General features: G+C 42.9%; 9 protein-coding genes and 1 pseudogene. 8 read left to right on the top strand and 2 right to left on the bottom strand.

All coding sequences use genetic code 11. From position 1 onward, the window contains the following. The first annotated feature begins 297 nt into the window (after positions 1-297). From V7K27_RS17490 to glcD, 3 genes and pseudogenes are all read left to right on the top strand, one after another. A pseudogene (locus tag V7K27_RS17490) lies at positions 298-1124 on the top strand (IS982 family transposase). A 421-nt stretch (positions 1125-1545) separates the two neighbouring features. Further along, entirely contained in the window at positions 1546-1911 is a 366-nt protein-coding gene (locus tag V7K27_RS17485) for a hypothetical protein (RefSeq protein WP_334949331.1), read from the top strand. A gap of 105 nt (positions 1912-2016) precedes the next feature. Then, positions 2017-3489 carry a glycolate oxidase subunit GlcD gene (glcD, locus tag V7K27_RS17480; RefSeq protein ID WP_334949330.1) on the top strand — a complete coding sequence of 491 codons (1473 nt, stop codon included), beginning with the start codon at positions 2017-2019 and terminating at the stop codon, positions 3487-3489. A gap of 257 nt (positions 3490-3746) precedes the next feature. On the opposite strand, the gene hisG is transcribed toward glcD, so the two are convergent. Further along, the gene (hisG, locus tag V7K27_RS17475) at positions 3747-4391 is read right to left on the bottom strand and encodes an ATP phosphoribosyltransferase (protein WP_334949328.1); all 645 of its coding nucleotides are present in this window, start codon (positions 4389-4391) and stop codon (positions 3747-3749) included. 75 nt (positions 4392-4466) lie between these two features. On the opposite strand from hisG, the gene rppA reads away from it, so the two are divergent. The 3 genes from rppA (at position 4467) to V7K27_RS17460 (ending at position 6972) form a co-directional block, all read left to right on the top strand. After that, positions 4467-5165: a two-component system response regulator RppA gene (gene rppA, locus V7K27_RS17470; RefSeq protein WP_334949326.1), complete on the top strand. Its 699-nt coding sequence runs from the start codon at positions 4467-4469 to the stop codon at positions 5163-5165. 541 nt (positions 5166-5706) lie between these two features. Beyond that, the gene (locus V7K27_RS17465) at positions 5707-6279 is read left to right on the top strand and encodes a Uma2 family endonuclease (RefSeq protein ID WP_334949324.1); all 573 of its coding nucleotides are present in this window, start codon (positions 5707-5709) and stop codon (positions 6277-6279) included. 60 nt (positions 6280-6339) lie between these two features. Continuing rightward, the gene (locus tag V7K27_RS17460; protein WP_334949322.1) at positions 6340-6972 is read left to right on the top strand and encodes a hypothetical protein; all 633 of its coding nucleotides are present in this window, start codon (positions 6340-6342) and stop codon (positions 6970-6972) included. Positions 6973-7571: 599 nt separating this feature from the next. Here the strand turns inward: V7K27_RS17460 and V7K27_RS17455 are convergent. Continuing rightward, positions 7572-7817, bottom strand: coding sequence for a hypothetical protein (locus V7K27_RS17455; protein ID WP_334949320.1), 246 nt, complete (start codon positions 7815-7817; stop codon positions 7572-7574). Between the two features lie 353 nt (positions 7818-8170). On the opposite strand from V7K27_RS17455, the gene V7K27_RS17450 reads away from it, so the two are divergent. Both V7K27_RS17450 and V7K27_RS17445 read left to right on the top strand, forming a co-directional pair. Beyond that, positions 8171-10147, top strand: a complete 1977-nt coding sequence (locus tag V7K27_RS17450) for an AMP-dependent synthetase/ligase (protein WP_334949318.1) — start codon at positions 8171-8173, stop codon at positions 10145-10147. 42 nt (positions 10148-10189) lie between these two features. Continuing rightward, complete coding sequence (locus tag V7K27_RS17445; RefSeq protein ID WP_334832538.1) at positions 10190-10639, top strand: YlqD family protein; 450 nt, start codon at positions 10190-10192, stop codon at positions 10637-10639. Positions 10640-10752 lie beyond the last annotated feature (113 nt).

The raw sequence follows: 10752 nt of genomic DNA, 5'->3' as shown, positions 1-10752 counted from the left end.
GATCGCACGGAGACTCGTGTCCCGATATGCCGACACATCGTTATTATAAAACGATAGGACAGAACCCATCAAAACTAATGACATAGACTACTAGTGTTCTGTCAAATTCATTTTGACGGGTTGGTAGTGTGAGCGTCTCGCTCACGACGCGAGCAAGATGCTCGCACTACCCATCAATTTAAGCTTGACAGACTACTAACCCAAGTTGCTAGTTATGCGATCGCCAGCGCTTCGGGCTGGTGTATGGGGTCAGTATCCATCATAAAATCCCTTCCAGGAACAAAAACGGAGGGGAAGATGTTAAACGAAATAATTACTATTTATGCTATCACTGATGACTTATTGAAAGCGATTGGGCATTATGAAGATGCTCGCAGAGAGATGAGTGATGCAGAAATTATGACAACGGCTCTGATTGCGGCAATGTTTTTCAGTGGTAATCATAGCGCGGCTTGCAACTATTATGTTAGACCATAATCTGATTCCTAAAATGTTGGAAAAATCACGTTTTAATCGGCGATTACACGGTATCTCGATGCTGATGAATGATTTATTCCATCAAATAGGGATGATACTAAAAGAGAGTAGTGATTGTACTGAGTATCTCTTAGATTCATTCCCTGTAGCAATGTGCGACAACATCCGTATTTTCAATATCAAGTTAATCACTTCATCTGATTACAGGGGTTATATTGCCTCAAAAAAACGCTATTTTTATGGAGTTAGAGTTCAGTTATTAACGACTAAAAGTGGCATCCCTGTTGAGTTTGTATTCTTGCCTGGTAGTGCGAATGATGTCCGGGCGCTAAATGCATTGCCGTTAAATTTACCCCCAGAGAGTGAAGTTTATAGTGATTCCGCATACACTGATTACACTGCGGAAGATGACCTCTTCGAGACGAGTCAAATCGCGTTGAAAGTGATGAGGAAAAAGAACTCTAAGCGTCAAGATGAGCCTTGGAATCAATACGTGAAACAATCAACTCGCCATTACGTTGAGACTGTGTTTAGCGTGATTACAAGTCTATTCCCCAAATCGATTCATGCAGTCACGTATGAGGGGTTGACGACTGTTGCTAGAAGCATTTATTTTTGCATTCACCCTGAAGCAAGCATTTCTCTAGCAAGAAATTATTAATACCTTAACCCGATCTAATACATTGCTCGTGATGATTGGGTCGAAATCGCGGTGGCGCTACGCGCCACCGCGAATTTGTCATTAGCGATCGCACTAATTTCTGGATGAAAAACACCCGGATTTTGATAACCCGCAACTTGGGTTACTAGCTGAAGATGAGTGCGATCGCTATCTCAGCCTATCGAATCTGTGTTTTTACTCTATCGCACCTTCAGCACAGGACTTACGCAAAAAGGCAGTGAAAGCCTTGATTTACCGTAGGGCCAATTCATGAATTGCCCCTACATTTCGTACTTGGTGCGTAAGTCCTACGTACTCAAATCAGGCGATCGCCTTTACTCCCCCCCTAAGCTGCTATTCTTGCAACAATAGTAAACACAGCCATCAACAGCAGCCTGTAAAATGCCATGACAGACACCGCAGTTAGCATTTCTCCCGCCGATATCGAAACCCTTGAGCAGTTATACACCTTCCGAGAGCGCACCGAAGTTTTAGAATTTCTGGCTAAACATCCGTTTCTCATTCCCGTGCTGCTAGAAGCACCTGAGAAAATTCGCCACTACTTCCCTGACTCCCAACTATTTCTGGAAGTTGTTCCAGATCCAGAAATCATCGACTACGTGCTGCTGGTATTATCTATACTGATGAAGCTTGACCCTGATGATGCGATCGCAAGACAAAAACAAATGGATCTGGATTGGTGGTTAAATAGTACAACACACGAGGTACGGAGTCAGTTGATTACGCTTTTAGAATATCCAGATGAGTTATAAATTTCCTGGATTGGCTGGTATTACGTTAATGGCTTTAAATTCATCTGAGGAAGTAATTTTAATTTTAAGCAATCTGTAAACATCTACCTTGAACTTTAAAAAACTATGCTTACCCAAGATAAAAAACAACTTAACTGGAAACCCATCATCAAAGCATTCGAGGCTGTCCTTGGTAAAAATGGTGTGGTGCAACGCCGCGAAGAACTTATTACTTATGAATGCGATGGTTTAACTATCTATCGCCAACGTCCGGCTGTGGTGGTTTTACCCAGAACTACAGAACAAGTTGCCCAAGTGGTGAAGATATGCAACCAATATTCTATACCCTTCATCGCACGCGGTTCTGGCACTGGTCTATCTGGTGGCGCTTTGCCAGTGATAGACTCTGTTTTAATTGTCACTTCCTTAATGCGGCAAATCCTCAGCATTGATTTGGAAAATCAACGCGCAATTGTTCAACCAGGGGTGATTAATAGTTGGGTAACACAAGCCGTCAGTGGTGCTGGATTTTACTACGCTCCTGATCCTTCCAGTCAAATTATCTGCTCTATTGGTGGCAACATTGCCGAAAATTCTGGTGGCGTACATTGCCTCAAATACGGCGTCACGACTAACCACGTTTTGGGATTAAAAATTGTTACGCCGTCAGGGGAAATTATCGATTTAGGCGGACAAATTCCAGAAATGCCTGGTTATGATTTAACAGGTGTTTTTGTTGGTTCTGAAGGTACCTTAGGAATTGCCACAGAAATTACTTTGCGAATTCTCAAAAGTCCAGAATCAATTTGTGTGCTGTTGGCAGATTTTACTAGTATTGAAGCTGCCGGGGCAACTGTTTCTGACATCATCAGCGCCGGAATTATTCCTGGTGGTATGGAGATGATGGATAACTTCGGCATCAATGCAGTTGAAGATGTTGTTGCAACTAATTGTTATCCCCGCGATGCTACTGCTATTTTACTAATAGAAATTGACGGTTTAGAAGTGGAAGTTGCAGGAAATAAGCAGCGAATTACCGAAATTTGTAAAAAGAATGGTGCCCGTAATGTCACTTCTGCTACTGACCCAGAAACCCGATTGAAATTATGGAAAGGACGCAAAGCGGCTTTTGCTGCTGCTGGAAATTTAAGCCCAGATTATTATGTACAAGACGGTGTAATTCCTCGTACTCAATTGCCTTATGTTCTGCACGAGATTGAGATATTAAGTCAACAATATGGTTATCGTGTTGCTAATGTATTTCATGCTGGCGATGGCAATCTTCATCCGCTAATTCTTTTTGATAATTCTGTGCCTGGAGAATTAGAGCAAGTAGAAGAAATGGGTGGAAAAATTCTCAAACTTTGTGTCCAAGTCGGTGGTAGTATTTCTGGCGAACATGGTATCGGTGCAGAGAAAAAGTGCTATATGCCACAGATGTTTAGCCAAGTTGATTTAGAAACTATGCAATGGGTACGGCAAGTTTTTAATCCTAAAGGGTTAGCAAATCCTGAAAAGATATTCCCGACACCACGAACTTGTGGAGAAGCCGCAAATGCATCGGCACTCAAGCAATTTAAAGGTGTGGAAAGATTTTAATTTTCCGCAAAGGTGCATTTGCAGTTCCTCACATTCCTAGTCAGAGACTAATCGTGACAATTTAAAGCGATGTCTACGATGGTAACTGAGCTTAGTCGTTCGCGCAGCGTCTCGTAGAGAAGTACGGGCTACGCCTACGCCAAAATGTCAAGTGGGGCGCGGAGATAAGTCCAAAGTGTGGTGCAAGTTTTGTGGCGGGGTCGAAACCCCCGTTACAAAACTTAATTACGAATTACGAATTACGAATTACGAATTATTTAAACCTTTACCAAAACGGCTTCTCGCAGCTTGGCAATTACATCACTTAGATTACCCGTGTTCAGGCGGTAACTCAGAGGATGGGCAATCAGCCGCGCCGTGCTTTCATACAGAGTAGCAATTTCTATCAAACCATTTTCGCGCAAAGTCCGCCCTGTGGAAACCAAATCTACGATCGCTTCTGACATTCCAGTAATTGGGCCTAGTTCCACTGAACCATACAACGGGACTATTTCCACAGGTAAATCTAGACTGTAAAAATATTCACGAGCGCAATTTACATACTTGGAAGCAACTCTACCATGCGGTGGTAAATCTAAAGGCGATCGGTAAGAACTAGATGCTTTTACCGCCACCGACATCCGACAATGCCCAAACTGCAAATCCACCAAGTGGGCAACTTGCGGCTGCTTCTCCCGCAGCACATCGTAACCAACAACACCCAGTTGTGCTTGACCATATTCTACATAAACGGGTACATCTTGCGCCCGCACCAGCAAACCTTTTGCAAGTCCCTTAGCGTCAGGAATCTGAAGTTGGCGATTTCCTGAATCTAAAAAAGCACTAAAATCTAATCCCACAGATTGTAGCAGGCGGATGCTATTTTTAAGGAGTTCCCCTTTTGGCAATGCAACAGTCAGCATTCTTTTTTTAGTATCCTTGGCGTTTGGGCAGTTGAATAATTTTGAGAATATCTCTATATGCTTACCACAAGCAGCATGAGAATTTTATTAGTTGATGATGAAGTTGAGCTAACTGAACCCTTGAGTCGCTTGTTAACTCGTGAGGGTTACATTGTGGATGCCGCTTACAATGGGACAAGTGGCAACGAATATGCACAAGCCAGCAGTTATGACCTACTAATTTTAGATTGGATGCTGCCAGGAAAAACGGGGTTAGAGATTTGTCAGGAATTGCGACGCCAAGGCAAAACCACTCCTGTGCTGTTTCTCACAGCCAAAGATACTCTAGATGACCGCGTAGAAGGTTTGGATGCTGGTGCTGACGACTATTTGGTTAAACCTTTTGAACTGCGGGAGTTATTAGCTAGAGTCCGGGCTTTATTGCGTCGTTCCGGTTCCCAAACCTATGAAACCACTACCGGACGGCTGACTGTAGCTGATTTAGAACTCGATTGTGAAAATCAAGTCGCCTATCGCCAAGGACGAATAATTGAGCTATCGCAAAAAGAAAGCCAGTTGTTGCAATACTTTATGGAACACACTGGACAACTAATGACTCATCCCCAGATTATGCAAAATTTGTGGCCAGAGGAAGAACAACCCAGTAGTAATGCGATCGCGGCATTAATTCGCCTGTTGCGTCGTAAGATTGAGGTAGGTAGAGAAACTGCGCTGATTCACACAGTCTACGGTAAAGGCTATCGTTTCGGTGCTTCCTCAGTGGAGTCAGTTTAGCGAAGTCTGACTTCATAGCATAAGTTTGCCATGATTGCAACTCCTCACCAGTTATTTCCCAAGGCATGATTTACAGCAGAAATCATGTATTTGAACCACATCTGTCGTAGGGGCACAGCAATGCTGTGCGTGTCAACTTAGAGCAATGGCGAATAGAATTCGCGGCTACACAAACAAAGTCCACCTTCTCTTCGAGACGCTGTTCGCGTTCGTGGACTAATACAAAATCAAAGATTCTTAACCCACGTTCGCCCTTGGCGTTCCGCAGGAAAGGTGGGTAAAGTCTCGTGTAGACGCGGTTTCTAACCGCCCTTTTAACGTTAAGTTCACACCTATGAGCAATGCTGTGCCCCTACCGCGTGGTCTATTTACCTGAAATAGCTGTAACCTCCAAGTTTTTTTCTAATCTCAAATATATGGATGTCTAAGCCTTTCTGGGCGGTTTCTGTCTAGAAAAAATAGCCATGTCTAGTATACTTTGTGAATTTTCAAACATCCTCTTATGATTAAAATACAAGAGCGAGATTAAAGGAGTTAGCTGATGAGTCAGATGCTTAATACAGGAGTACGCTGGACAATCCACGATGTGGAACTCTTGGCAGAAAATGAAGGGACGCGCTATGAGATAATTGATGGAGAATTATTTATGACCAGGGCACCTCACTTTAAACATCAGCAAACTTGTGGCAAGATTTTTCGAAAACTTGATGTTTGGTCGGAGTTTACTGGTTTAGGAGAAGCTGTCATCAACCCCGGCGTTTTGTTTTCCGAATCAGATAATGTGATTCCTGATGTAGTTTGGGCTACTAAAGAAACCTTGGAGCTAACATTGGATGAAGCAGGACATTTAACTGGCGCACCAGATTTAGTAGTCGAAGTTTTGTCTGCTAGCAAGGAAGACCACAGGCGAGATAAAGAAGCTAAACTTAAACTTTATTCTTCCAGAGGAGTAAAAGAATATTGGATTGCTGATTGGCGATCGCGTAAACTAGAGGTCTATCGGCGCGAACAAAATCAACTTAAGTTGGTAGAAACTCTATTTAGTAGTGATAATATAATTTCTCCCCTATTGCCTGGTTTTAGCTGTACTGTAGACCAGTTTTTCCCAGTATAAATATTTATTCTGCTGTATCTTGGCTAGACTTAAATCAGAACTGAAACCAGGGAGTATAACATGACTAGTAAGCGGATTATCCTACCTGGGCAAAGCTATACATTTAGCAAATATTTTGAACTACCTTATATAACCAAAGATATTCTCGTAGATTTTAATTGTAGCTATGAAAAGAAGCTACTAGAACTACCCACTTATCTCAGGGAGATCACATATTTAGACTTTCTAAATCGCTATCTAAAACGTAATATATCCATCTTTGATTCAGTTGCAGAAATAGCTATTAGAGAAATGTTAATTTCTCCGATTCTTGTAGAAGTTTGTGACCAAACCCAATCTATTCTTTATATTGAGTACAGTGTTAATGTTAATGAACAGCTTAAAGGTACATTTGATTATTATCTAGTTTCCCAGAATTCACTTTTAGTTCTTGAGGCCAAACAATCAGATTTAAAAAGAGGATTTAGTCAACTGGCGATAGAATTACTAGCATTAGACCAGTGGGTAGATTTCCCTAGCCCTATATTATATGGAGCTGTTACAAATGGGTATGATTGGAAATTTGGACTATTCCAAAGGCAGGAAAAACATATCATAGAAGATACTAAACTTTATCGCGTTCCAGAAGGCTTAGAAGAATTAGTCAGGGTACTTGTCGGAATTCTTAGTAATAGTACAATACACTTGGGTTAAGGCTAAAACTCTTTTGTCAAAGTCAATTTAACGAACCGCAAAGGACGCAAAGGAGAGGCAGCGCGTTGCGGTGAGGCAGTCCGGTCTTGGGGGTTTCCCCCATGAGGAACTGCCGTTCGCCCAAGCCGCGCACCGGAGGCATCACCCGAAGGGGGGTTCCCACGCCACTCCCCCCAACGGAGGGAACCTCCGCAAGGGGGTGGCTCCCCGTTGTAGCGACTGCCGTCGCAAAGGAAGATAAGGAAGAAATGCTTAACTGAACTCTATTGAGTAATAGTAAGTAGGTCGGCGCAATTAAAGCTAAGGAATAAGAATTAAATAACATACAATTTATGTCCGGGCCTTACCTCACCCTCAATCCCTCTCCGATATATTGGAGAGGGAAGCTAGATGCAAGATGAAGTTTTGCATTTTATTTAAGCCTATTTACGTTTCGTAACATACTTGGGTTTTTTCGCGTCAACTTACTTAATTACTCGCTTGGACACTCGGCGGACTTCGTGAAAGTGCCGCGATTTCTAATCACCAGGGCTTTAGCTTCAGAGTTATCTCTGAATTATTCTTCAAATACCAAGTAATATTTACTTGCAAATAGTCCATCAATTTGGAGAACAATTGGCACAGAAATCAGGACTAAATTTACAGAATTGGCTACCTGTCAATCCATAAGCTGTACAATAAGGAAAACTGGTAAGTTCGACTCTGGCTGGTTGTAATTTGGAACCATTTGGCAACGCTTCAGTAACTTTGGTTTTATCAGCCAGAAGGATAGCTACAAGTTTAGGAAACGCCACGCAAGCAGCAATATTGAGCAGCGTTAGCAGTGTAGTGTCTATCAGTTTCATAGGTAATATCATCTCCTGTGAAAAATAGGCGTAGGCGTAGCCCGTCGTAGACATCGCTGTTCTGAGATGCAAACACAATCATTGCTTGCAGTCTATCTAAATTGACTTTAACATAAATTTTTGTAAATATAAACGTGGAATTCCTGGAATTATCATATACAGAAGGGAATGTGGATAATAAGGACGGCGATTGTAGCGTAATTAGGACTTACGCATCAAGTACCAAATGTCGGGGCAATTCATGAATTGCCCCTACGGGAAGTCAAGGCTTTCACTGCCTTTTTGCGTAAGCCCTGGTAATAACAAAATAAGCTAAGAATTACAATCAGTTTGAAATCTTTAGGTAAGGTGTTATGTCAAAAACCCAAACCGCGTCTTCTTTTTTATCTAACATCAGTGAGCGAGAACGGCAAGCATTAAAGCGGTTGGTAGATTACACAAATGTGGAATCGCTGCCAGAAATTTGGCCTTTGGCAGCTGAGCGATTTGGTGATGTTGTCGCTCTCCGCAGCCCTCATGCTAAACCAGAAGTAGTGATTACTTATACCCAGTTGGTAGAGCAAATGCGACTATTTGCTGCTGGGTTGCAGGCGTTGGGAATAAAAGTAGGCGATCGCATTTCGTTAATTGCTGACAACAGTCCTCGCTGGTTTATTGCCGATCAAGGCATAATGACTGCTGGAGGAGTTGATGTGGTGCGTAGCTCCCAAGCCGAAAAAGAAGAACTGCTGTTTATCATCGCAAATAGTGGCAGCACGGCAATAGTAGTTGAGGATTTAAAGACACTTAAAAAACTGCAAGATCGCCTCAATGATTTACCAATTCAGGTAGTCATCTTACTTTCGGATGAAGCACCACCAACAGACGAAACCCTAAAGGTGCTGAACTTTGCCCAGTTGATCGAAATTGGGGTAAATCATAATTTTGGGCCAGTCAAGCAAAATCGTGACGCTCTGGCAACCCTAATTTACACCTCTGGCACCACAGGCAAACCCAAGGGTGTAATGCTGTCTTATAACAATTTGATGCATCAAATAATAACTTTCGGGACAGTATTGCAACCAAACGTGGGCGATATGGTTCTCAGCATCCTACCTTCGTGGCACAGCTACGAACGAACTGTTGAATATTACCTACTATCTCAAGGTTGTACGCAAGTTTATACCAACTTGCGCTCTGTGAAAGCAGATTTGAGAAAATTTAAACCCAACTACATGGTGGGTGTACCCCGCCTGTGGGAATCGATTTATGAAGGAGTGCAAAAGCAGTTCCGCGAACAGCCAGCGAATAAGCAACGCCTAATTAACTTTTTATTGGGCATTAGCGAAAAATATATCAAAGCGCGGCGAGTTGCTCAAGGGTTGAATTTAAATAATCTTCATGCTTCAGTCGTTGAACGATTAGCAGCTAAGATACAAGCATCGGCTTTATTACCCCTCCATGCCTTGGGAGAACGACTGGTTTATGCCAAGGTGCGGGAAGCCACAGGAGGAGAAGTTAAGCAGATGATTAGCGGCGGCGGTGCGCTTCCTAGACACATCGATAACTTCTTTGAAATTATTGGTGTGCAGATTTTGCAAGGTTATGGCTTGACAGAAACTTCTCCTGTTACCCATGTGCGGCGTCCTTGGCGAAATTTGATTGGTGCATCAGGGCAACCACTTCCGGCTACAGAAGCTAAAATTGTAGATCCTGAGACAAAAGCGCCTCTACCAGTAGAGAAGCGAGGCTTGGTTTTGTTGAAGGGGCCGCAGATTATGCAAGGCTATTACCAAAATCCCGAAGCGACAGCGAAAGCAATTGATGCCCAAGGGTGGTTTGATAGCGGCGATTTGGGTTGGCTGACAGCACAAGACGACTTAGTGCTGACTGGCAGGGCGAAGGATACGATTGTATTGACTAACGGGGAAAACATCGAGCCACAGCCGATCGAAGATGTGTGTTTGCGATCGCCATACATCGATCAAATTATGCTCGTCGGGCAAGATCAGCGCAGCCTGGGAGCCTTAATTGTCCCCAATGTCGAAGCCCTAGAAAAATGGGCAGCAAGCCAGAATCTGACACTGGATACGCACAACGATCAGATTACTTCCTCACCTAGTCAAAAAATTGACTGGGAGAGTAGAATGATCCAGGATTTATTTCGGCAAGAATTGAATCGGGAAGTGCAAAATCGTCCAGGTTATCGACCGGATGACCGCATCGGAACGTTTAAACTCATCCTGGAACCGTTTTCGATAGAAAATGGTTTGATGACACAAACACTGAAAGTTCGCCGACACGTCGTCACCGAACGCTATGGCGATATTATTGACGGCTTGTTTGCCTGATGATTCCACCTGCTAACTGTAAAGAGTGAACGTGAAATATTTATGGATGTCTCCAAATCTAATTTGCTCCTGAAACGCGTCGTTAACGTCAAAGTCATTGTTACCCCCCTCTGGAAAGAGGAAGTACAACAGCAGCTGCAAACGCAAATCAATCAAATCGACCAACAACTGCAACAGCTAGAAGTTGAAGGACAAAGAGCTGTTGCTGCAATTCAAAAGCAGAGTCTGCAACCACCTGGTCCCCAGACCCTCCAACAAATTGACAATATCCAACTCCAAGTCAATCAAAAGAAAAGTGAACTGCTAGAGCAGAAAAATCAATTGTTGCAAAACCTCCAGCAAGTGCAGTTTCTCCAGCAGGATCAGGAAGTCAACCAATTCCAAATGGAAGGCTTTTTCCGAGTAGAAATCGGTGATAACCTAATTAGTAAAATGCAGGTCGAAATCGTTCTGCGTGATGGCGTTGTCGAAGAAATTCGCGGCGACATTTAAAAAGTTAGGAGTTAGGAGTTATGAGTTAGGAGTTATGAGTTATGAGTTATGAGTTATGAGTTTAAATTCCTAACTAATTCCTCACTCCTCACTCCTCACTCCTCACTCCTCAC

Source organism: Nostoc sp. (assembly GCF_036919575.1).
Classification (GTDB): Bacteria; Cyanobacteriota; Cyanobacteriia; order Cyanobacteriales; family Nostocaceae; genus Nostoc.
The sequence above is the reverse complement of the archived record's forward strand: the minus strand, read 5'-3'. Positions and strand labels throughout refer to the sequence as shown.

Coding starts and splice junctions, on each gene's coding strand:
- V7K27_RS17450 (WP_334949318.1), top strand. CDS start 8,171: ATGTCAAAAACCCAAACCGCGTCTTCTTTTTTATCTAACATCAGTGAG.
- hisG (WP_334949328.1), bottom strand. CDS start 4,391: ATGCTGACTGTTGCATTGCCAAAAGGGGAACTCCTTAAAAATAGCATC.
- rppA (WP_334949326.1), top strand. CDS start 4,467: ATGAGAATTTTATTAGTTGATGATGAAGTTGAGCTAACTGAACCCTTG.
- V7K27_RS17445 (WP_334832538.1), top strand. CDS start 10,190: ATGGATGTCTCCAAATCTAATTTGCTCCTGAAACGCGTCGTTAACGTC.
- glcD (WP_334949330.1), top strand. CDS start 2,017: ATGCTTACCCAAGATAAAAAACAACTTAACTGGAAACCCATCATCAAA.
- V7K27_RS17460 (WP_334949322.1), top strand. CDS start 6,340: ATGACTAGTAAGCGGATTATCCTACCTGGGCAAAGCTATACATTTAGC.
- V7K27_RS17485 (WP_334949331.1), top strand. CDS start 1,546: ATGACAGACACCGCAGTTAGCATTTCTCCCGCCGATATCGAAACCCTT.
- V7K27_RS17465 (WP_334949324.1), top strand. CDS start 5,707: ATGAGTCAGATGCTTAATACAGGAGTACGCTGGACAATCCACGATGTG.
- V7K27_RS17455 (WP_334949320.1), bottom strand. CDS start 7,817: ATGAAACTGATAGACACTACACTGCTAACGCTGCTCAATATTGCTGCT.